Raw genomic sequence first — 20,785 nt, 5'->3', positions numbered from 1 at the left:
AATGTGGGCTTCTAGGCGCCTGCCACGCCTGTGGAGGAAGAGATTCGCGAATTAACCTGATAATTTAGATGCGGCCCTTGGTTGGGCCAACGCCTCGGTAGCTCAGCGGATAGAGCAGGAGCCTTCTAATCTCTTGGTCGCTGGTTCGATTCCAGTCCGGGGCACCAAAAGGGCCTCTGACCTGCGGTTATACCCCACAGGTCAGAGCCCCTTTAAGAGGCAAAAATGGCCCCGGTCATCTTTTACTCATCTAATTCAACAGAATTTTCCTGAGTTTCTGGTCATCTCTTTCAGCACCTGATGGTCATCATTTTCACCGTTCAGTCACAAAAAATGGCTAGATTCCGCGATTCTGAATTTCCTGAAATCGGCCGGACAGCGACGAGCAGGTCCAAGCACTACTTGGGCCTTCGATCGCCGTACTTCCGGGACTCAGCGACTTGGAACAGAACAAAACTCACGCGTATGAAGCCATCAGGACCGCCTTCTTCGATCTTCCTGATCACCCAGACCGTTGCCGTTTGGAGGGCGGCCATCACGGAATGAGGCACGGACTAGCAGGCTGTTGGTTGTTCCAAGTGGGCCTGCAGTTCATCGGTGGTGGGAGGGTTCGCCCCTGGTCGTCGGACGGTGATGGCGGCTGCCATGGCAGCCATTCTGCCTATTGGTTCTAGAACGGAGGTTGTCCAGCCGTTGGTGTTTCTGGTGAGGAGGCCGGAGATAAATGCTGCCATGTAGGAATCCCCGGCGCCTATGGTGTCTGCCACTATTGACGGGGCCGCCGGGATGTTGATGTCCGTTACGGCGGTCAGGAGCTGGGATCCTTCTGCTCCTAGTGTGACTGCCACCAAGTCGGTGCCCAGGTTGAGTATGTGTCGGCCAGCGTCCTTAGGCGATTTGTTCGGGTAGAGCCAGGCGGCGTCTTCATCGCTGAGTTTGACCACATTAGTCAGCGGTACGAGGTCTTCGAAGATGGCTAGGGCTTCGTGGTGGCTGCCGAGCAGGTCGGGCCGGATGTTTGGATCATAGGTGATGGTGCTGGTCCTGGCATAGTGTTGCAGGATGGATCTGACCTTGCTGGAGCCGGGGGCGAGAAAGCTGGCGATTGACCCGGTGTGGAGGATCTTTGGCTGGTGTGTGGGTGTAGCGGAGGCCAAGTCCCAGGTGAGGTCGAATGTGTAACTGGCGGACCCGTCGTCGGCCAGTGTTGCCGTTGCTGTTGATGTGGTGGGCATGGACTGGGAACCGGGGAGAAGTTCAACGCCAGCGCCTGTCAGATGGGCGTGAATGGCATGGCCGCGGGCGTCGTTACCGATGGCGGTGAGGAATCCGGTTGAAACACCAAGGCGTGCGAGGCCGTAGGCCACGTTGGCGGGTGAACCGCCGGGATGCTCAGAGGCGGTACCTCGGGCGTGGACTACGTCGATAAGGGCTTCACCGACAACTATCACGTCGGGAGAGACAGCTGGCGCAACAGAAGGATTCATCGGGATACTTTCAGGATGATGGTCCGCCAGCAACGGGTCTGTGCGGAGTTCGTTCTAAGGACTAAGGGTGGGCCGACGATTCCTCGGCCGCTGCGCCAGGAGGATTCCCGTGGCGCTGTCTTGCTCCGGATGCCCCTTGGTGGGGGCATCCGGAGCAAGGCGGCCGGTCAGTGAAGTACGCCGAACTTCTTGCGCGTCACGTTGTTCAGGAGTGAGGCGCCAATGAGCAGCAGGCCAAGGGCCAGCAGCTGGAGCTGGGTGCCTTCGTTGCCTGCGAATGCCAGCAGGATGCCGGCGTTGAGCCAGACTATGAGCAGGGTGGCGAGCAGGATCCCTGACACTCTGCCGATTCCGCCGGTGATCGCTACGCCGCCGAGTACGGCGATGGTGATTGCCGGCAAGGCCAGTCCGTTGCCGGATACGCCGGCGTCGGGTCGGGCGGAGGCAAACTGGGCGACGATGACGATGGCAACCAGACCAGAAATCAGGCCCGAGAGCACGTAGGCCAGCATTCTGTTGGCGCGGGTGTCGACACCGGCCCAGATTGCGGCGACGTCGTTGGTTCCCAGCGCGTACAGCCGCCGGCCGAAGGTGGTTCGGTTCAGGAGCACCCAGGCGAACAGCGCGGTAGGTATCAGGAAGGTGAAGATGCCCAACGGGACGTCCGGCAGGCTGTGGCCGATGACCGGAATTTCCACCGATTGAGCTGCCGAGAAGAAGTCCTGGATCTGCAGCGTGCTGATGGGTTTTTGTCCGCTGATGATCAGGGCTAGTGACTTCAAGGCATAGAACGTCGCCAGTGTCGCAATCAACGGAGGGAAACCCATGTAGGCGACCAGGAAGCCATTGAGCGCTCCGCAGAGCGCGCCAGCAACTGCAGTGATCAGGATGGCGGGGACGAGTCCCAGGTCCCAAATCCCATAGGAATAGCCGAAAACGATGCCACACAGTGACACCATGGCACCGACAGACAAATCGATGCCGCCACGGCCGGAGAGGATGACCATCAATTGGGCCAGGCCAAGCATGGCCAAGGGCACGGCGCTGATCAAAGCCGCGGCCAGATAGTCCGCGTCGTAGGAACCGCTCAGCGCTCCGGCGAAGTCCAGTGATGTCATGATCGCCAGGACCACCACGATCAGCAAACCCAGGAGGGCGATCCGCTGCGTGAGCAGCATTCTCACCGCCCTGTAGCCGAGGTTCTCCTTCCGGTGTCCGACTTCATTGTTTTTGAGTTTTGTGGTGGTCATGATTTCCTCCTGGAGCGTTCACGGAGAATATCCGTTCCGACTGCTGCAATAATGGCCACTCCGACGAAGAGGTCTGAGAGCTGCGAGGGCCAACCCAATTGGGTGACACCTGAGGTGACCGTCTGAACAAGGATGGCGCCAAGGAGAGTTCCAAGCACGGTGCCTCGGCCGCCCAGAATCGATGTTCCACCGATGACGACGGCGGCAATCACCAATAGTTCGCGGCCGGCGCCGACGGACTGTTCAAGGGTCGATGTGCCCTGGCCGATGAAGAAGCAGGCTGCCAGTCCGACCAGGGCGCCGGTGAGCACGTAGGTCATCAGCACCAGTGGTTTGACCTTGATGCCCGCCAAGCGGGCGGCGTTCTCGTTACCGCCGATGGCAAAGAGATGCCGTCCGCTGGCGGCATGTCGCAGGTACCACCAGGCGACGGCGACCACCAGTATCGTGATGGCGAAGCTGTGCGGGATGCCCAGCGTCCGGCCTGCTTCGCCACGTCCGAAGACATCGAAAGTGTCGGGCAGTCCGTTGACCGTGGATGACCCGAAGAAGCGCAGGCCGATGAACTGGAAGACGTTTGCTGTGCCGAAGGTGATGATGATGGCGTGAATCTTGCCGTAGGCGACAAGGAGGCCGTTGACCAAACCGAGCAGCGCTCCCACCCCGATGGAAAGCAGGACGGCAGGGATCAGTGGGATGCCTGTGGCCACCATGGTCTGGGAGGTGATGACTGCGGTGACCATGATCGCGGCCGCCACGGAGACGTCGATACCCGCGGTGATGATGATGAACGTCATCCCGACCCCGATTAAGGCGATCGGGGCGACTGCCACCAGTAGCGGCAGAATGGAACCGGCAGTCAAAAAGGCAGGGGTCAGGACCCCCAGCAGGATCCAAAGGACGGCGATGATGCCGATAAGGACTACTTCCTGGCCGGTGACCAGGCTGGGCAGTATTTTCCGCGGCGCGGGGGTCCCGGCCGTGGCCGGAGAGCGGGATTCCAGATTGGTACTCATGTTTCATTCCTAGTGGCGATGGCGCCGGAGGCTGCGGCAAGGATGTCGACCTGGGTCGCGTCCGTGCCAAATTCGGCTGCGATTTTGCCTTCCCTGACCACGAGAACCCGGTCGGAAATCCGCAACACCTCGGCAAGGTCGGTGGTGACGACAAGAACGGCGGTGCCGGATTCGGCAAGGTGGCCGATCAGGCGGTGTATTTCTTCTTTGGCTCCAACATCCACCCCTTGAGTGGGTTCGGCCAAGATCAGAAGCTTCGGCGTGGACAGCAGCTGGCGGGCGATAACTACCTTCTGGGCGTTTCCGCCAGACATGGCGCTGATTGGCTGGTTTTCATTGGGAGTTTTGACGCCCAGTCGCTTGATCAGGTCTAGGGCGATCTCGCGTTCACGGCGCCTGTTGATCCAGCCTTTTAGCGGGCTGAGTTTGGCCAGATCGCCAATGGAGATGTTGAACCGGATGCTTTGGAAGGAGAAAACGCCCTGAGCCGAACGATTGGCCGGCACCAATGTGATGCCCCGCCGCCTGGCCGCTGCCGGCCCCTTGTTCACCATGCGTTTTCCCTGGTAGAGCATGTGGCCGCCAGTGGGCTGCTTCATGCCGTATACGGCTTCGGCAATCTCGGCGACACCGGACCCCAGCAGACCGTAGAGACCCAGGATTTCACCGGGACGAACTTGGAGGTCGATGCCCCGCAGAAGCTGTCCGACGTCGATGTTGTGCAACTCAAGCGTTGGGACAACATCGTCAAAGGAACGCTCTTCGCGCTTTTCGGTGACGATCCCACCCACCATGAGCTCAGCTATCTTGGTCACGGTGAGATCCTGGATGTCATACGTGTCCAGTGTTTGCCCATCCCGCATGACAGTGACGGTGTCGGCGATCTCGAAGAGTTCATCAAGTCGGTGGGTGATGTAGATGACGGCGACACCGCGCTCTGTCAGCCGCCGCACGATGGAGAATAAGACGCTAATTTCAGTGTCTGTCAGGATCGCCGACGGTTCATCGAGAATCAGGATGCTCGCATCCCCCGCAACTGCCTTGGCGATGGACACCTGCTGTTGCTGTGCAATGGATAAGTCACCCACCGGAGCGGTCGCCAGTTTGTGTGGCAGGCCGATCATGTCCAGCAACTCGTGGATCTGGGCGGCCTGCGCAGCCCAGTCGACCCGTGGCCCACGTTTGATTTCGCGCCCTACAAAGATGTTCTCGGTGATGCTCAGCTCGGGGAAGAGCTGTGGTTCCTGATAGACCGTCTGGACTCCGAGCTTGATGGCATCGGTGGTCGACGTGATTGATACGGCTTTGCCGTCGAACTCGATGGTGCCGGTGTCGGGCTGTTCGGCACCGGCGAGGATCTTGATCAGGGTGGACTTGCCGGCACCATTTTCGCCGACCAGAGCATGCACGCTGCCCGGCTGAACTGTCAGTTCCGCTTGCCGGATGGCTCGTACGCCTCCGTAATTCTTGGAGATGCCGCGCATGGCGATGCGGGGCGTGGTTGATTGTTCACTCACTTGGCACTGTCCTTGGTCGGGATATGGTCGAGGGCTGAAGGCCGGGTGGTGCCGCATCGCGGCAACACCCGGATCATGTCAGTATTTGAACTGGTCGACGTTGTCTTTGGTGAAGATCAGCGGCGGGCCGAGCAGCTCGATCTTGGTCGCCGCGTCGAAAGTGACGCCCTTGATCTTGTCATCGACGTCGAAGGAAGGCTGCAGCTGCTTGTCGTCGGCCAGCTCCTTGCCCGTCCAAGCGGTCAGGTAACCCAGATTCTGCACGTCCCACAACACTGAAGCGCTGGATGAGCCGTCCTTCAGGTACGGTGCCATCGCCATCGGGGTGCCGCCACCCACGGTGAAGACCTGGCCGATCTTTCCGGCATCCTTCACGGCCTGCGCGACGCCCGGGGCTGCTGCGGAGCACAGTCCGACAATGCCCTTCAAGTTCGGGTGGGCATTCATCAGGTCCGTCGCCATGGCCGCAGCCTTGGCCTGGTCCTCACCGGCATAGACCAGGTCAACCAGCTCGCCCTGCGGGTAGTTGGCCGCAACGTCCTTCTTGATCACGTCAATGTAGGCGTTTAGGTTCGCGGCGGTCTCTGAACAGGAGACAATGGCGAATTCGCCGCTGCCGCCCATGGCGTTCATCAGGCTCTCGCTGAGGGCCTTGCCATGGTTTTCTTCAGTGGTCTGGTTAACGAACACCTGGCGTACCGAGTTCGGCGCGTCGGTGTCAGCGGTGGCAACCTTAATGCCGGCTTCCTGTGCCTGCTTGAGCAGCGGGGCCATCGAGTCCGGATCGTTCGGGGCCACAATCAGGGTGTCTACCTTCTGCTGAATGAAGGAGCGGACAATGTCGGCCTGCGCGGCAGCATCTGCCGTGGTGGGGCCTTGGTAGAGCCAGTTAATACCCAGGTCTTCAGCCGCCTCCTTGCCGCCGGCGTTCATCGCCTCAAAGTAGGGAATGCCCTGTAGCTTGGGCACAAAAGCGATCGTGGTGGTCCCTGAGTTGCCGGCGTCGTTGCCGCTGTTGGTTGCGTTCTTGTTGGTGCAGCCGGTCATGGCCAACACTCCGATTGCCAGTACTGCAGCCGATTGAAGCAGTCTCTTTTTCAGCATGGTTATCTCCTTTGATACGTATTTGTTGTGGGAACGGCGGCGCCGCGGCCCATAATGCCCGGATCTAGATGTCTTAGTGCAGTTCGATGGTTTTGATGGCCGTCAGCTTGTCGCGGATGTAGGCATTCGCGTGGGAGCCAAGTTCCTCGTTATCTGCCCACAGGTTGCGCCAGATCCCGAGCATGCGGCTCAAATCCGGTGCCACAACGGCGGAAGAGAAGGACTCGAAAACGACGGGGCCGTCATAGCCGATACGGCCCAGGGCCTTGAAGAAGTTGTCAAAGTCAACATTGCCGGTGCCGAGGTAGCCACGGTGGCTCTCGCCAATGTGCACATAGCGAAGAGCCTCAGCGGTATCCAGGACTGGTGAGAACATATCCGACTCTTCAATGTTCATGTGGTACGTATCCAAGTGGATGCCGAGGTTCCCTCGATTAACATCGTTGAGGTACCCAAGTGCCTGCCGCCCGGTGTTGAGCACATTGGTCTCGTACCTATTCACGACCTCAAGCGAGACGTTGATACCCAGACCCGCGGCACGGTCAGCGATCCGCCCAACGACGGCCTTGCTGTTATCCAGCCCCCGCTCCGTTGCCGGCTCCATGTACTTCTTCATGGCGCTGTAGATAACACCGCAAAAATCCGTGCCGCCAAGCTCCGCAACGATATCCACTGCACGGTTCAACAGCTCCTCCCCCGCCTTCACGATCGCAGGATCTTCGCTGCTGACATCTGTCGCTTCCGAGAGACCCAACGACGCCGAAACGGCCAGACCATGCTCAGCCAGAGCCGACTTGGCTGTCGCCACATCAAAAGAAAAAGGGTCCATCAGGGGGAACTCAATCAGGTCGAACCCTGCTTCCTGAGTCTTCCGGACAGAATGGCGGATGCCTTCAGCATCGAAACGTCCGGTCCAGACTAGACCGTGGCAACCAATATTCATCGGATTCCTACCTAAAATTTTGAGATTCATTGGAGTGCAACAGGGATTCTGCAACGTTGCAACTTGAGGATGAAAACTAGACTAGGAGATCATTTGCAACGTGTCAAGTATCACTTGCAACGTTGCACATAGGCAAATCCACCGCCTATCCCGGTCGGGTGAGCGAATTGTTGCAACGTAACAACTCTCGGCCTATGCTGGCCTAGTACAGCTATTGCTACATGAAGGAGACCTTATGGCCGCGAGCGTCAAGGACGTTGCCGCATTGGCGGGAGTTTCCGCGTCCACGGTGTCCAATTATCTCAATCGCCCCCAGCTCCTGGGCGAACGTAGTCGCAAGAATGTTGAGGCGGCAATAGCCGAGCTCGGATTCGTCCCCAATGAATCAGCGCGCCAGCTGCGGGCGGGGTCCAGTAAGACCTTAGCCCTGATCCTCCTTGACGCCTGGCTCCCGTATTTCAGCGACCTATCCCGAGGGGTGGAGGACGCCGTTCGGGACTGTGGGTGGTCACTATTCTTTAGCAACAGCAACCGAGATCCCGAACGCGAAATGGCCAACCTGGACATGTTTGAGGCCCACCGGGTGCAAGGTCTGGTAATCATCCCCCAGGGCCGGGTCAAAGACCGTTTAGAGCAACTTCAAAGCCGCGGCATTGAATGCGTGGTAGTCGGCCCGACCGAGACATCCGATCTCATCTCCGCTGTGACCTTTGATGATGTCGGCGGCGGCAGGCTCGCGGGATCCCACCTCTTGGAGATCGGCCGCCACCGCCTTGCCTTCCTCGGTAATCCACATAACGTTGTTCAATCCGCAGACCGGCTGGAGGGCATGATGCTGGCAGTGGAAGCATCCGGCACGGAGACGACAGTCATGACAGTGACGGTCACGAACCTCACTGTCCAGGACGGCATCCAAGCGGCCGAGCAAATCCTGTCAATGCCCGAATCAGAACGACCCGACGCGATCTTCGCCGCCAACGACATGGTGGCCGTCGGCGCCCAGACCGTATTTCTGCGAAACGGTCTTAGGATTCCGGAGGACATCGCAATAATTGGATACGACGACGTGCCATACTCTCGCGAGGCCGTCGTGCCCCTGACGACAATCCGCCAACCCGCCTACGAGATGGGCAGGGCGGCCGGCCAGCTGCTCTTGGAACAAATCGAACGACCCGGCACCCGGGAAGTACAGCAAAGAATGTTTGGAGCACAGCTCGTCGAGCGCGAATCCACGATCGGGCGGGCTCCAGCCCCTCTGCCATCGGCAAGGGCTGGCTTACTTTAACTCAAAGGGGCCAACTTGGAACCGAAGCCGCATCGCACCTACGAGCAACAGCTGGATATCCTCCTCTCGCGAGGGATGCTCGTCCCCCGCCACGACGCTGCCCTGCGAGACCTTCGGAATGTGGGCTACTACCGATTGGCCGCCTACTGGTATCCGTCCCGCGAAATTGACCACGTTGACGCGGACGGGACCGTTGTCCGCTCGGATCTGCTGAAAGCAGGAACGACGTTCGATGACGCCCACGCGCTGTGGACGTTTGACCAGCAACTCCGCCTCCTACTATTGGAAGCGTTGGAGCAGACCGAAGTCGCCCTGCGTGTACGGACGGCCCACTGCATCGGCGCCCAGGATCCGTTCGCGCACTTGAACGCCGCCCATTTGGACACGGTCCGCTGTTTGGCACCCGTTCAGACGCCGCAAGGGACAATGACAGCCCATCAATGGTGGGTGAGCCGTTACGAGGAAAAACTTGCAAGCACCCACGATGACATTCTGAGGCTGTACAGTCAAGGAAGGCATCTGCAAAGCCCCGAGGAGGATCGCTGCTGAACCTGCATTCGCAGATTTCGCGGTCAAACTCCGACAACGTCAAAGGCTTCAGAAGTGCCACTCATCTTTTACCCATCTAATTCAACCAAAAGCGACGGCCATGGCTGACATATCATTGGTGTCAATAAGGGAGAAGTTTCCTGAAAATACGCGAATTTTGATAGCCACTGGCACCCCTCAGCATCCAGATCTTGAGATTCTCTTGGTCGCTGGTTCGATTCCAGTCCGGGGCACCAAAAGGGCCTCTGACCTGCGGTTTCCTTCCGCAGGTCAGAGACGTTTAAGACCAAAATCGGCCCAACTCCCCCTTTACTCCCCCAATTCAGCAAAATTTTCTCGCGACACAGCTCCCCTCGTTCAAAAGCACTAGCGCCCCTTTTTTGCTCCAAGTCAAGCATTGGCTGTATCATCCCGGACGACTGCGGGGCCGTTCGGGCGCTCGAAGTACGTATTCGGCTCCGCTACCGCCAGCCGGTCTACTGCACGCCTCGTTGCCCTGAAGTTCTGATGCCCCAAGGCGTTGCTGTTAGTGCACGCTCATCGGGCATTAAGTCGGGCGGGGGTAACCGCGAATTTGACGATCGCGGAAACACGTAGTTTATAAAGAACTCTGAAGTTGTCTGCACACAGTACGGTGGTGGACCAGCTTACGGGATCCCAAAAATGTGTCACATGATCAACGACATTGCTATTCCATTGACTTCTGTTGGAATTCCTATTCCGTAGAGTAGAAGCATGATGTTCGCTGCGTTGATTCTTCTTGCTTGTTATATTTTGCTGATCCTTGTCATTGTTCGTTGCGCTGACGGACGTATCGGCATCAATGGGATAGCGGGTATCCGTACGCCCTCAATTATGACCAGCGAGGAGACTTGGATAGCCGGACACAAAGCAGCCAAGATGCCAACTCTTGTAGGGATTTACGCAGCCATAGTCAGCATGGTTCCAGCCATTTTTGTGCAAGGTGAAGACTCTCAAGGGCTAGTTTTTCTCGCGTCATGCATGATCATGTTCATAGGGGTCGTTATTGGAACGATTAAGGGAACGAAGGCAGCGAAACTGGTTTTAGCCACACAGCATTAGAACCGAGGTCCTCCGACGAGCATTGGACCCGGCCACCTAAAGCGTTCCCCACACGGGACATCAAAGCTGTTGTGATCCATTGACCACTACGGCCTACTCGGAAAGCGGGCCTAAATCTTTTCCGATCGACGTTGACCTCACGGCAATCGCGGTGCACGCGACCGATTGAGAGGCTACATAGAAATCTGCATAGTTTCCGTATGACAACCAGGACCATCACAGAAGCATCACGTGCCGGCTTGTCCTCTCTTGTTGCCTCGGCCGAAGCGGGAAACGACGTGCCACTTTCCCGACATGGCCGAGTCGTCGCCGAGGTTGTATCCGCTGAGGAAATCGCCAGCCTAAGACGGGACCGTGACACTCTGCGCGACGCAGCTCTAGTCATGGCTCGTTTCGCCACCGACAGCGGCGTCCGCACCGACCTGGACCAGGCCATGGAATTCTTGGGCTTCACCCGTGCTGAGCTGGAGGCCGAGATTGCCTCCAATATCGCCGCCGGGCGAGCGTGAGCCCACACCCGCAGCGCGTCTGCGTCGTTCGCCTCACTGAAGACGCAATTGCCGACCTTCACCGGCTCAGCAAAAAAGACCCTCAGATCGTCCGGGCCGTCTTCAAGAAGATGCTGCTGTTGGAGCGTTCGACAAATGCCAGTAAGGCCACTTACACACTCCATCTGACACGCTCGCGCGACCACGGGCAAAGTAGAAGTGCACACCGCCAGCATCAAACCCATCTAAAGGACCGGCCGAGGCTTCGTCAATAGCGCCAACTACACAACAAGGATTGTGCTCAGAAGCACCGCTAGCACAGCGGTGAATCATCCATTACAACAATGGAATTCACCACGAACCGCGGAAAGCCCGGTGGTGTCAAGCTGGTCAATAGTCTCCTCCGCCGCTGTAAGAGTCAACCCCTCCGCTGAGAATACTGCCGTCGGGCGTCTGATCCCCCAGTATCACGGCGAAAGATATGAGAGCCAGGATCGGCACCAAAATGATGTCTACCAACATCCACATCCCCAAACCCATAATTGCGGGGACCAGTATTGACACCACGTAAATGGCTGCTGAAATAATCCAGAAAACCTTCGTGCGTAAACGCAACGGCTCACGCTTCACAACTTTGGTATATGCCACCCCGGGTGACGCGCGACGCTGATTGCGTCGAGCTAGTTGAGACTTAGACCGCTTAGACATGAGACCTATCCTGAACTGAACCGTCCCGGAAATTATGCCGCCAGTTTTCTGGCGACTTCATCGGGCAACGAGCCGCTAATTTCCTCATAGTAGAGTTCCTCGAATTCCACTGGAGCACGATATCCCAGGGCCGAATGTAGTTTTTCATTGTTGCACTAATGAACCCAGTACACCACGATTTCCACCACGTCAGATTTAGCTATCTAGGGCCCGGTTCTGAACAGTGATTCCTTGGCCACACCTCGTTCTTGAACAAGCCCATCACCGTTTCGGGAGGGCATTATCGTAGGCTCCGATCGAGGGCACCAGCCCCTCCATTGCCAGTGTTTGTGTGTACCTCGCAGAGGTGTATTCCGAGCCAGCGTCGCTGTGGTGGACGGTGCCGACCACAGGCCTCACATGAGGGTGTCGTTCGTTGCGGCGCTGCCAGAGAGCCAGTTGGAGAGCCTCTTCCGCAAACGCGGTGTCATGCGATGTCGAGGATGCCCAAGACAGGATTCTGCGGGAGAACAAATCGATCACGAAGGACACGTAAGCGAACCCGCCACGAAAGGGAACATACGTAAAGTCCGTGACCCAAACCTTGTTCGCAGGCATCGGTGAAGAAGTTCCTGTTCAACAGGTCCTTGGCCCGAATTTTGTCCTTGGAACGGATCGTCGTAGTCGTCCTGCGTCCCCGCACAAGGCCCTTCATTCCAGCCACACACGTCAACCGGTCAACGGTGTGCTTGGAGATATCGCCAAACCCGTTACGCTGCAACCAGACCCGCATTTTCCGTCGACCATAAAGCACTTCAGGCTTCGATCGGCCGGTCTTTTCATCAGGTTTCTTCAAATCATGCAGGTCATTGAGAATGAGCGCGTCAGTGACGACGCGCGGTGCGGGCTCATCGGCTTTCCAGCTGCGATACGTGCGGGCAGAGACCTTCAGGCCCTGAATATTCAGCGCCTGGCAGATCTGCTGGACTGCATGCCCACGTTCGCGTTGCTGATCGACGAACTCAGTAATTAGTGACGGCGAGGGTCCAGCTCCCTCGCGAAGAAAATCGCTGACGCTTTCAAAATGTCGTTAGCTTCCTCAAGGCCCTTGACCCTAGCCTTCAACGCTTTGATCTCTGCGAGTTCTTCGCTCGTTGGCCCGGTCCGGTCGCCGACATCAATCTGGGCTTGGACGACCCAGCGACGCAGGTATTCCTTACCAACATTGAGCTTCGGCGCCATATCGGCACACGCAGCATAGACCGACTTGTAACGATCCATCCGGTCCATCACGTAGGACACGGCACAGCTCTTGACTTCAGGGGTGTACCACTTAGGCATGCTATCGATTCTCTCAATAGAAAACGGCACAAAACCCGGGACGGTTCAATAGCCCAGGTTCGCGCCCTGATGGGATATTCGCTAGGCGCTGTTGACCCCTTGATTCATCGCAAGCGTGAACTCCTATCGATCGACCGTTCCTAGGACTATCCAAAATGGCTCGCGAAACTTGACCGCCAAGTGGCGGACTCACGCCAGAGGTCGCCATTCACTACCGGAATAGCCGCAACAGCATCATCCCCGCCTGGGTTGCTGCCGATGTTCTCGACTATGGCGGGCTCTCTTGCCTATTCAGCTTCGCCCCCTAAACGTCCGCAAAGAAGTGGCCCAGTATCTCGGGCTCAAGGCTGCACAACTGAAATCGTGGTTGCGCGCCTTCAACATCGCACGCAACGTCTGCGCACACCACGGGCCCTTCTACAACCGCTACAACTCGTTGGCCCCCAAGCTACCCGCCCGAGGACACAGCGACTCACTGGATTTCATCGCACTGCTGAAAGATACAACCTTCGCGAGGCTCACCCGGATTCAGTATTTGGCCTCATGAACCCTTGGTGCGGCCCCCCGCATGCTAGCTGCGTCGTTACGGTCGTTTCCCTCGGAAAGGGGGGATGACTCTTGGAGCAACAGGGGCACGAGAAGGCTGGGAATCATCTTCACTATGGCACCCGTGAACTGATGGCGAGAAGACGCTGTCCCACCAGCGAATTCTCCCCTGGCTCTCCTGTCCTGAGCAAAGATCCGTAGTGAACACACAATCACTGCGACCCACACCCTTCGGAGTGAGTTTGGGAGTACGGACGATGGCTCTACTGCCACGTATTTGGCGACCAAAGCCTCTTATCATCTCGCTTCGCACTCCACCCGAGCCTCCTAGAAACTTCCAAATCCGAACCACTTACCTCTTACTCCCAATTCTCTTCAACCAAAAGTCACCACAATCCTTGACATGCAACGATCCCAAAATCGAGCAGAATCCCAGGAAATACGGCAATTTTGGCAGGCAATTACGCCATGCAAAATCCAGATGGCTAGATTCTCTTGGCCGTGGGGTCAGTTCCCGCCCGGGGCATCATAAAAGCGGCTCTGACCTGCGGATACGCACCGCAGGTCAGAGGCACTCAAGTCCGAAAACGGCCAAGTCACGTTTTAGAACGACTAAGCGCTCGGGGATTAAGCACGCCACCCCTCTTTTCGCCACGATCGCGTGCCGATTGGACTCCCACTTTTCACGACGAGCAGGACGAAAACATATGAATTCTCGGCTTCACTGAGTCCGGTTTCTTGCCGATCTGGCGGGTGTTCATTCACCCTGAGCACACATTTCTGTTTGCTTCGCAGTGCCGTTGGCAACGAAACTTACGTGCTGCAAGACCTGAAGGATTCGTGGCGTTGGCCGATCCTAGGAGCGCCCCAACGTTTCCAGCTTTGGAGTTGATAGTTTCGCGGCCCGGTTGGGGGACGGCAGCTGGTAGATCGATCTTTCGGCGTTCTATGCAAACCGCGGTGCAAACCACAATTTTCCGGGATGAAAACCAACCATGGACTAGACCACCCGCTGATCGGCGCCCACAATAATTCCGTGTAAATCAAGCAAAGTCAGATTGGGGGTCTAGGCATGGCGAACTCCGATACCTTTAAGTACGGCCGCATAACCTTCCCTGTAGGTGGGGTAGGAAAACTCAAATCCAGTCTCCCGCAGCCGGTTGTTGTGGCATCGTTTGCCCCCGGCTCCTCGCTCCTGCGAGGCCTCTTTGGCAACTTCTGGGGCTGGCAGGTCAAGGCTGCGTGCCAAAAATTCAACGACTTCTCGACGATCGGCTGGGACGTCGTCGACGCCGACATAGACAGTCTCCGGCCAAGTCTGCATGGTCATGAGGTGCACGATGGCTGCTGCGGCATCGTCACGATGGATCCGACTGGTGAACTCGGGCTGAGAAGAGATGGCCGCAACCCCCTGACGCACGCGATCAATCTCACGAGTCCGACCCGGCCCATAGATGCCCCCAAGACGTAGGACAGTCGCCTGAGGAATCAGCCGCAGCAACGTTTCTTCTGCTTCCAACAGCACCATTGCAGTCGGCGAAGTGGGCTCGGTCGGAGTCTTCTCGTCGACCCAGGATCCATCGTCAATGCCGTAGACCGCTGTCGATGACACGTACAGCACTCGCGGTGGCGCCGCGCAATTGTTGTGGATGGCCGCGGCGACCTGCAAAACACTGTTGACGTATGCCGCTCGATACCCATCCACACTGCGCTCATCAGGGCTCATTGCAATCACCACGATGGTGGTGTCCGGCGGCAAGATCGGCGCCTCGGTGGACAGATCAATCGCCTGTCCCATAATTTCTGATGGGAGTTTCTCCGCTGAGCGTCGAATTCCCATCACCCGATGGCCCAGAGAAGCGAACCGCAGCCCGACTTCAGTTCCAAGGTCACCACAGCCAGCAATCACAACAGCCAATTTATACTCCTCAGCCCGCACTGTCCGTTTTAGTAGTCTCGATGCCCGACTGCCGAGCAGCGAAACGAAGGAACAGCCTATCAAAACTGCCTGTGTAGATCAGCACCCCGCACCGCCGGCACATTCTGTATTGGGCGTGCGCAGCTTCAGTAGTCGATGGTGGCAGAGAGTTTGGCTTTCAGACACTCAATGCTTTCAGAATCGTGTGCCTTTGTGGAGAATGGGACGATGCAGACACGTCGTGAAGAGACTCAAGCGGTACCGTCAATTATCGGGCAGGAGACAGATTTCGCTTGGTCTTCAGCCCCGGAAGTACCGCACGAGCTATTCCTGCACTGGCGACGGGACGCGATAAATGCGGGTTTGACTGATGCGTATGCAGCGACGCTCTCGACTGTCGATGCTGACGGCATGCCCGATGCCCGAGTGATAACTGTCAAGGATGTGAGTGGCGACTGCGGCTTCAAGATCGCCACGGGTGACGATTCGACCAAAGGCCGCCAATTAGTGGCGAATCCGAACTGCGCCCTAACGTTTTACTGGAGTCCGCTCGCCCGAGCGGTCCGAGTACGTGGTGTCGCACAACGAGCTAGCGCTGCAGAATCAGCGGCAGATTTCCTCGCACGGCACCCCCAAACACGTGCTTACGTTTTGGCCGCTCCGCAGAGTTCCCCCTTTTCAACGGATAGCGACCGCGATGAACTGATCAGGCATGCCCAGACCGCTATGGAGCTCGATCCCGGGCTTTTTTCTCCCCAGTGGACCGTTTGGACCGTGGTACCTGAGTCAGTTGAATTTTGGCAGGGCGATCCGAATCGTAATCACCAACGCCTCAGCTATGTACGTTCCAAGACCGCGTGGGACAAGCAACGCTTATGGCCATGAGACACCACCTCAATCTGCTATCCATACCGCAGCCAGTTCCCTCAGGTATACAACCCACTCCCCCGCCGAGCTCTTTATCCCGGTGGCACAGACCCTCTCACACATGGGCTAGTTTGCCGAGATTTAGAACCCGTTCCCAGACTGGTCGACTGGCAAATGAAGACGCACTACCCCATGGTCAGGACTATTCTCCACTAACCAGTAGGGCTGAAAATACTGCAGCTGCCCACCCGCTTTTGTGGTCCAGCAACCACCGTCAAATGTCGCTTGTTTCAATGACAACTTCTGTGCGGCCGGATCGGACCAGAGGGGTTGGACTAGGGGCCACTCCTCGTCAAGCAGCGCCATGCCAGAGACGACGGGCCCGGGAGGTTCTGTTGAAGGTGGAGGGCGCGAGCGGGTCTGCGCGTCGCGCCCTCCTCCAACTGAGACTTACTGCCAGTTAGGGTTCATACCTTCGGCGTAGCGCGCACCGAAACCTCCGGTGGGGAGGATTTCCTTGATGCGGACCAAGTCGTCAGTAGTGAGCCGTAGTTCAGCGGCTCCGATATTCTCTTCGACGCGTTTGGCGCTGCGTGTGCCGGGGATCGGGACGATGTTCTCACCCTGGGCGAGCAACCAGGCCAGAGCCAGTTGCGCGACGGTGGCGTCCTTGGACGCGGCAAGTTCGGTCAGTTGGCGCGTGGCTTCGAGATTTTTCTCGAAGTTGCCGGGCTGCCAACGGGCATCCCAGCTGCGCATGTCGGACTCATCGTACTGGGCGGCTGGCTTTGCGGTGCCGGTGAGGAATCCGCGACCGAGCGGCGAGTAAGGAACGAAGCCGATACCCAGTTCGTTCAGGACGGGGAAGAGCACCTCGACTTCACGCTCGAAGAGGGAGTACTCGGTCTGGAGCACCGAGACGGGCTGCACGGCGTGCGCCCGGCGCATCGTCTCGGGGCCGGCTTCGCTGAGACCGAAGTACTTGACCTTGCCGGCGTCGATGAGCTCCTTCACGGTCCCGGCAACGTCCTCAATGGGGACGTTCGGGTCGACGCGGTGTTGGTAGAGGACGTCGATGTGGTCCGTGCCGAGGTAGCGCAGGCTATTCTCCACCACCTCGCGGATGTGCTCGGGGCGGCTGTCGTAGCCGTAGTCGTGCGTGAAGCCGAACTTTGTGGCAATGACGACGTCATCGCGGAAGGGCTTAACGGCCCGGCCAACGACTTTCTCGTTCTCGCCCCACCCGTATAGCTCGGCGGTGTCGAAGAAGGTGACGCCCAGGTCGTAGGCGCGCTGAATAGCGGAGGCTCCACCCTCGGCGTCGGCTGCGCCGTAAGCCATGTGGATCCCCATTGAGCCGTAGCCGATCGCGGAAGTGGTCAGGCCCTGCTGGCCTAGTGTGCGTTTTTGCATGATGGTGTCTTTCTATTAGCGGGTGACAGATTGGTAGCGGTCCCACCAAGAGGCGATGGGTCCCAGCGCGTTCTCGGTCCTGAACTTTTCGCTCAGAGGACCGACAAAACGGATGTCGATAAGTTCAGTGGATTCGCCCCACATCTTCTGACCATCAGCGGTCAGAGCAAGGTGCCGGGAAATGGCTTCTTCGTTCTCGTAGCGCTCGTGCTGCAGGATTGTGCCGTCTGCACCCCGCGCCAGGGTGTACTCGAGCACATACGGCTCTTGTGTTTCAGTAGCGGGTAGAACCGCAGCCTGGTACTTCTCGAAAAGGTCCTGATCAATCACCTTGTAGGTGAAGTAAAAGTCAATCTGATAGGCGGTTGGCAAAGTAGCTTCCTTTCATGGCGGTGCAATCACAACTGCAGGTTTCGTTTGCGCGTCAGGTACCTGGAGATGTTGCCCGTTATGCAGCAGCCGCTTGCTTGGTCCCTGCAATATTGTCAGTATATGTGCCTTGTGGCAGTGACTGTCAACTAAGTCGCTGTATGCTGGAAGGGTGAATGAGATGAATACGCCCCGGCGCGGGCTGAGACAGCGCACGCGAGACGCCGTCCGAGCGCAGATCGCAGACGTAGCTCTCGTGATGTTCGATGAGCAGGGGTTCGATGAGACCACCGTTGATCAGATCGCAGCTGCGGTCGATATATCGCCGCGCAGCTTCTTTAGGTACTTCGCCACCAAAGAAGACGTAGTCCTGGGAGACCCAATGGTCTATGGCGAACCAGTTAGACAGCGTCTCGCTCAGGCATTGGAGTCACTGCCAATCTGGGAAGCCCTCCGAGCGGCATTCCAAACAATTGTCGAGATCACCGACTCGAACCCTGAATGGGCTCTGCGCGCAACGCGCGTGATGATCTCCACGCCATCCCTCCGCGCACGAAACACTGAGAAACACTTGGCCTGGATGGGCATTCTGCTCCCCCTAGTAGCCGACGCCTTGGGAGGCGCCGAGGAAGAGAGACAGTATCGCGCGCGAGCAATCACCTTGTGCGCCATGACTTGCCTTGATGTTGCCTCCGCCGAACTCGTCCACCGCGGCGGCGCTGCCACCAACGGGGAGCTACTCGACGACGCTTTCCGTATGCTCAAACCCTCAGCACTGGTGGAGTAAGCACTTACTTGAGACTGTTGTCCCGAATCAGAACGACCACGGCGAAATCGAACCAGGTGTGCACACCAAGTCCCCGCTCCAGCGGCCGCACCGAGAGGCTGATCATCGATGCATCAGCTTTTCAATTGCTGCAAGCCGGACCGGCACAAGGGCATCGTCTTTCTGTCAGAAGTCGAGGCTGCCTGAATAGCTGACTCGGGCTATAAAGGGAACTTCTGATAGATCTCATGGACAGAGACCCCGGCTGCACGGCGGACCACCGTCCAGAAGAAGTTCCACGCACTTGAAGCCGCAGTCCGCGAAGGGAGCATCCGTCGCAACCACGGAGTCGGCGGGACCCGGGCCACGCACCGGAACCCGAACCCATAAAAATTTCTACCGTGCCTCAGCCAGCCCTTGGCAGGAGCTTCATGAGCAATGGTCCAACCAACTATCATGGTTCGACTACACCCCAACTGAGCCGCTGGCTCCCAAGACGTCACTCCCCCTTTCAGCCGAAAACTACCGTTTGTCAGCGGCACGTCATTGTCTGTGAATTCGCCCAAAAGTACCTCAAGGTCCCTGTTTTTGAGGATCAACGACACACTCCCATACTCACGCGGTGGGATTTTCTTGGCCGCCTGTTCGCGTCCAGCCCGGGGCACAATAATGCCCCGGCCTACGGAGATGCTCCGCAGGCCAGTGGGACTCTGAGTCTAAAAACGGCCCCCGTCAGGTACTTCGACAGAGTTTCCTCACCCTTACCCTCATCAGAATTCAGCTGGGGGGATTGCCTCGCCCAGAGGGTGGACCGACAATCGAAGATATTCGCAAATTTCACCCCTCCCGGAATCTGGACTCACCAAACGGAGGCGGTGAAAGCTACGATCAACCAGTTCACGTCACTACGGAGTTCAGCAGAGACTCTGTGCCGCCGGCCCTGTGCGCAAGCGTCGGTTTGAAGGTTTGAACTGATGGCTCAGGCAGTTGGTAACAAGGGAATTCCGGGTACTTTGGTCCTGCTTACTCTTCGATGAGTAGGGCTTTGCACCTTGGTAATTCGACGGCGATCCGGCCCTTTCCAGAATGAGGTTAGCGAGTAATCATCAAATACTTTTGGCCGGCATCCGATTTAGGGGCGTTCAATACCTTCGAACGTGTGAAGGACTTCGATTGCGTGGGTGGTTGGGTCGTAGGGCGGGTTGCCGATGCCTTTCGTGGTGGGTTCAGCTGTCGCCGCGTCCCACATGGTGTTGAGGCTCCCCTCGGCGAGGGTGAGGACGGCGTCGCGGACAAAGGTGTCACGTACCATCTGCTCCTCGCTGATCCCCGTACGTTCATGACCCACGATTCCGTATATCTCTGTGCCATGAACTGCGGGCGCTCCTTCAACCGGCCCCACTGATAACAGGTGTGCGTTTCCGCCAGCTGCGGCGTGTGCCAGCGCGCCACGGGCTTGGGGCAGGGTGAAGGAGAAATCTGTGAGCAACGCCCCGCGGACCTGCACTGGGGTGCGCCCATCGACGTCGTACGTGGCGATAATCTTCCTGGCGCGGCTGCGCGGGATGCGGTTCCGAGTGGCGAATTCCTCGATGAGATTTTCGATGCTGCCGGGGTCGAAGTCGTCGGTCTTGTACAGGACCCACCAGTCTGTCTCGCCAGTGGTGTTGCTGAACAAAATATCGATGGCCTTATGCCGTCCGGATTCGAGGACCCGCATGGGGTGGTCTGCGAGGACACCCCCTGGCTGCGTACGGTCGTCGACGATCGCGATAACGTCGCTATCAATACCGTGCGCAGCACCAGGGTCTGCCGATATTGTCTTGCTCATCGCCTCCGCGAGCAGTTTTGCGTCGACGCTGAGCAACTGCTCGGGATCATCTTGCATCCCGAGCTCGGTGAGAACCGCCAGTGCGCGCTCTTCCGCTCCCCATGCCGGAACCTGCCGTGATGGCATGCCGGAGAACGCGGCTAAGTGGTGGTACAGGCCATCGGCCGAGGTCGCGGCGAGGAGGGCAAGGCTGTTGAAGGCACCGGCGCTGTGACCAGGGCTCCTGACATCACGATTTAATTGATGAGAGCCGGGGCCTTGGTTTTGATGGCGTATTTGAGGATGAGGTTGGTGCAGGGGTAGCGGGTTTCGGTGGCGGTGAGGT

The 20,785-nt window shown here is 57.9% G+C and carries 21 protein-coding genes and 1 tRNA gene; 9 read left to right on the top strand and 13 right to left on the bottom strand.

The features are described 5' to 3' along the window. Window positions 1–91: 91 nt before the first annotated feature. Window positions 92–167 (top strand) — tRNA-Arg (locus ACX80D_RS15965). 387 nt (window positions 168–554) lie between these two features. Here the strand turns inward: ACX80D_RS15965 and ACX80D_RS15960 are convergent. From ACX80D_RS15960 to ACX80D_RS15935, 6 genes are all read right to left on the bottom strand, one after another. Further along, window positions 555–1,487, bottom strand: coding sequence for a carbohydrate kinase family protein (locus ACX80D_RS15960; RefSeq protein ID WP_459323860.1), 933 nt, complete (start codon window positions 1,485–1,487; stop codon window positions 555–557). Between the two features lie 167 nt (window positions 1,488–1,654). Further along, entirely contained in the window at window positions 1,655–2,737 is a 1,083-nt protein-coding gene (locus ACX80D_RS15955) for an ABC transporter permease (RefSeq protein WP_459323859.1), read from the bottom strand. After that, complete coding sequence (locus ACX80D_RS15950) at window positions 2,734–3,753, bottom strand: ABC transporter permease (protein WP_459323858.1); 1,020 nt, start codon at window positions 3,751–3,753, stop codon at window positions 2,734–2,736. Before ACX80D_RS15950 ends, ACX80D_RS15955 begins: the two co-directional genes overlap by 4 nt. Next, complete coding sequence (locus tag ACX80D_RS15945; RefSeq protein WP_459323857.1) at window positions 3,750–5,270, bottom strand: sugar ABC transporter ATP-binding protein; 1,521 nt, start codon at window positions 5,268–5,270, stop codon at window positions 3,750–3,752. Before ACX80D_RS15945 ends, ACX80D_RS15950 begins: the two co-directional genes overlap by 4 nt. 78 nt (window positions 5,271–5,348) lie before the next feature. Beyond that, complete coding sequence (locus tag ACX80D_RS15940; protein WP_459323856.1) at window positions 5,349–6,374, bottom strand: autoinducer 2 ABC transporter substrate-binding protein; 1,026 nt, start codon at window positions 6,372–6,374, stop codon at window positions 5,349–5,351. A 73-nt stretch (window positions 6,375–6,447) separates the two neighbouring features. Next, complete coding sequence (locus ACX80D_RS15935) at window positions 6,448–7,317, bottom strand: sugar phosphate isomerase/epimerase family protein (RefSeq protein WP_459323855.1); 870 nt, start codon at window positions 7,315–7,317, stop codon at window positions 6,448–6,450. A 235-nt stretch (window positions 7,318–7,552) separates the two neighbouring features. Here ACX80D_RS15935 and ACX80D_RS15930 point away from each other — a divergent pair, with 235 nt between their 5' ends. The 4 genes from ACX80D_RS15930 to ACX80D_RS15915 all read left to right on the top strand — a co-directional run bounded on the left by ACX80D_RS15930 (window position 7,553) and on the right by ACX80D_RS15915 (window position 10,743). Then, on the top strand, window positions 7,553–8,602 hold the full coding sequence (locus ACX80D_RS15930; RefSeq protein ID WP_459323854.1) for a LacI family DNA-binding transcriptional regulator: 1,050 nt from the start codon (window positions 7,553–7,555) through the stop codon (window positions 8,600–8,602). 15 nt (window positions 8,603–8,617) lie between these two features. After that, a complete protein-coding gene (locus ACX80D_RS15925; RefSeq protein WP_459323853.1) occupies window positions 8,618–9,151 on the top strand; it encodes an Abi family protein in 534 nt (177 codons plus the stop codon). A gap of 735 nt (window positions 9,152–9,886) precedes the next feature. Further along, window positions 9,887–10,234, top strand: coding sequence for an SdpI family protein (locus tag ACX80D_RS15920; RefSeq protein ID WP_459323852.1), 348 nt, complete (start codon window positions 9,887–9,889; stop codon window positions 10,232–10,234). 200 nt (window positions 10,235–10,434) lie between these two features. Beyond that, window positions 10,435–10,743, top strand: coding sequence for a type II toxin-antitoxin system Phd/YefM family antitoxin (locus ACX80D_RS15915; RefSeq protein WP_459323851.1), 309 nt, complete (start codon window positions 10,435–10,437; stop codon window positions 10,741–10,743). A gap of 369 nt (window positions 10,744–11,112) precedes the next feature. Here ACX80D_RS15915 and ACX80D_RS15910 read toward each other — a convergent pair whose 3' ends face one another. Both ACX80D_RS15910 and ACX80D_RS15905 read right to left on the bottom strand, forming a co-directional pair. Continuing rightward, window positions 11,113–11,430, bottom strand: a complete 318-nt coding sequence (locus tag ACX80D_RS15910; protein ID WP_459323850.1) for a hypothetical protein — start codon at window positions 11,428–11,430, stop codon at window positions 11,113–11,115. A gap of 261 nt (window positions 11,431–11,691) precedes the next feature. Further along, the gene (locus ACX80D_RS15905) at window positions 11,692–12,027 is read right to left on the bottom strand and encodes a transposase (protein ID WP_459323849.1); all 336 of its coding nucleotides are present in this window, start codon (window positions 12,025–12,027) and stop codon (window positions 11,692–11,694) included. On the opposite strand from ACX80D_RS15905, the gene ACX80D_RS15900 reads away from it, so the two are divergent. Further along, window positions 12,002–12,442: a hypothetical protein gene (locus ACX80D_RS15900; protein ID WP_459323848.1), complete on the top strand. Its 441-nt coding sequence runs from the start codon at window positions 12,002–12,004 to the stop codon at window positions 12,440–12,442. The two genes, ACX80D_RS15905 and ACX80D_RS15900, sit on opposite strands and share 26 nt — an antisense overlap. On the opposite strand, the gene ACX80D_RS15895 is transcribed toward ACX80D_RS15900, so the two are convergent. Continuing rightward, window positions 12,439–12,750, bottom strand: a complete 312-nt coding sequence (locus tag ACX80D_RS15895; RefSeq protein ID WP_459323847.1) for a hypothetical protein — start codon at window positions 12,748–12,750, stop codon at window positions 12,439–12,441. The two genes, ACX80D_RS15900 and ACX80D_RS15895, sit on opposite strands and share 4 nt — an antisense overlap. Before the next feature lie 283 nt (window positions 12,751–13,033). Here ACX80D_RS15895 and ACX80D_RS15890 point away from each other — a divergent pair, with 283 nt between their 5' ends. Beyond that, window positions 13,034–13,297 (top strand): Abi family protein, encoded by a 264-nt coding sequence (locus ACX80D_RS15890; protein ID WP_459323846.1) that lies wholly within the window; start codon window positions 13,034–13,036, stop codon window positions 13,295–13,297. Window positions 13,298–14,362: 1,065 nt separating this feature from the next. Here ACX80D_RS15890 and ACX80D_RS15885 read toward each other — a convergent pair. Beyond that, window positions 14,363–15,214, bottom strand: coding sequence for an SDR family oxidoreductase (locus ACX80D_RS15885; RefSeq protein WP_459323845.1), 852 nt, complete (start codon window positions 15,212–15,214; stop codon window positions 14,363–14,365). Between the two features lie 228 nt (window positions 15,215–15,442). On the opposite strand from ACX80D_RS15885, the gene ACX80D_RS15880 reads away from it, so the two are divergent. Continuing rightward, window positions 15,443–16,099, top strand: a complete 657-nt coding sequence (locus ACX80D_RS15880; protein WP_459323844.1) for a pyridoxine/pyridoxamine 5'-phosphate oxidase — start codon at window positions 15,443–15,445, stop codon at window positions 16,097–16,099. Between the two features lie 432 nt (window positions 16,100–16,531). Here ACX80D_RS15880 and ACX80D_RS15875 read toward each other — a convergent pair whose 3' ends face one another. Together ACX80D_RS15875 and ACX80D_RS15870 are read right to left on the bottom strand one after the other, a co-directional pair. Further along, window positions 16,532–17,494: an aldo/keto reductase gene (locus tag ACX80D_RS15875; RefSeq protein ID WP_459323843.1), complete on the bottom strand. Its 963-nt coding sequence runs from the start codon at window positions 17,492–17,494 to the stop codon at window positions 16,532–16,534. Window positions 17,495–17,509: 15 nt separating this feature from the next. Continuing rightward, window positions 17,510–17,866, bottom strand: a complete 357-nt coding sequence (locus tag ACX80D_RS15870; RefSeq protein ID WP_459323842.1) for a hypothetical protein — start codon at window positions 17,864–17,866, stop codon at window positions 17,510–17,512. 178 nt (window positions 17,867–18,044) lie between these two features. Between ACX80D_RS15870 and ACX80D_RS15865 the strand changes: the two genes are divergently transcribed. After that, complete coding sequence (locus ACX80D_RS15865) at window positions 18,045–18,650, top strand: TetR family transcriptional regulator (RefSeq protein WP_459323841.1); 606 nt, start codon at window positions 18,045–18,047, stop codon at window positions 18,648–18,650. 1,111 nt (window positions 18,651–19,761) lie between these two features. On the opposite strand, the gene ACX80D_RS15860 is transcribed toward ACX80D_RS15865, so the two are convergent. Next, window positions 19,762–20,785, bottom strand: a 1,024-nt coding sequence (locus ACX80D_RS15860; RefSeq protein ID WP_459323840.1) for an alpha/beta hydrolase family protein, incomplete at its 5' end; no start/stop codon positions are given.

Source organism: Arthrobacter sp. Sr24 (genome assembly GCF_054511175.1).
Note: the sequence above shows the minus strand (reverse complement) of the source record. Positions and strands in the feature narration are given on the sequence as shown.

Bases quoted from the DNA above. Each gene is read 5' to 3' on its own strand.
- ACX80D_RS15875 (WP_459323843.1), bottom strand. From the start codon at position 17,494: ATGCAAAAACGCACACTAGGCCAGCAGGGCCTGACCACTTCCGCGATC.
- ACX80D_RS15915 (WP_459323851.1), top strand. From the start codon at position 10,435: ATGACAACCAGGACCATCACAGAAGCATCACGTGCCGGCTTGTCCTCT.
- ACX80D_RS15895 (WP_459323847.1), bottom strand. From the start codon at position 12,750: ATGCCTAAGTGGTACACCCCTGAAGTCAAGAGCTGTGCCGTGTCCTAC.
- ACX80D_RS15880 (WP_459323844.1), top strand. From the start codon at position 15,443: ATGCAGACACGTCGTGAAGAGACTCAAGCGGTACCGTCAATTATCGGG.
- ACX80D_RS15865 (WP_459323841.1), top strand. From the start codon at position 18,045: ATGAATACGCCCCGGCGCGGGCTGAGACAGCGCACGCGAGACGCCGTC.
- ACX80D_RS15950 (WP_459323858.1), bottom strand. From the start codon at position 3,753: ATGAGTACCAATCTGGAATCCCGCTCTCCGGCCACGGCCGGGACCCCC.
- ACX80D_RS15930 (WP_459323854.1), top strand. From the start codon at position 7,553: ATGGCCGCGAGCGTCAAGGACGTTGCCGCATTGGCGGGAGTTTCCGCG.
- ACX80D_RS15920 (WP_459323852.1), top strand. From the start codon at position 9,887: ATGATGTTCGCTGCGTTGATTCTTCTTGCTTGTTATATTTTGCTGATC.
- ACX80D_RS15905 (WP_459323849.1), bottom strand. From the start codon at position 12,027: ATGCCTGCGAACAAGGTTTGGGTCACGGACTTTACGTATGTTCCCTTT.
- ACX80D_RS15955 (WP_459323859.1), bottom strand. From the start codon at position 2,737: ATGACCACCACAAAACTCAAAAACAATGAAGTCGGACACCGGAAGGAG.
- ACX80D_RS15940 (WP_459323856.1), bottom strand. From the start codon at position 6,374: ATGCTGAAAAAGAGACTGCTTCAATCGGCTGCAGTACTGGCAATCGGA.
- ACX80D_RS15910 (WP_459323850.1), bottom strand. From the start codon at position 11,430: ATGTCTAAGCGGTCTAAGTCTCAACTAGCTCGACGCAATCAGCGTCGC.
- ACX80D_RS15935 (WP_459323855.1), bottom strand. From the start codon at position 7,317: ATGAATATTGGTTGCCACGGTCTAGTCTGGACCGGACGTTTCGATGCT.
- ACX80D_RS15960 (WP_459323860.1), bottom strand. From the start codon at position 1,487: ATGAATCCTTCTGTTGCGCCAGCTGTCTCTCCCGACGTGATAGTTGTC.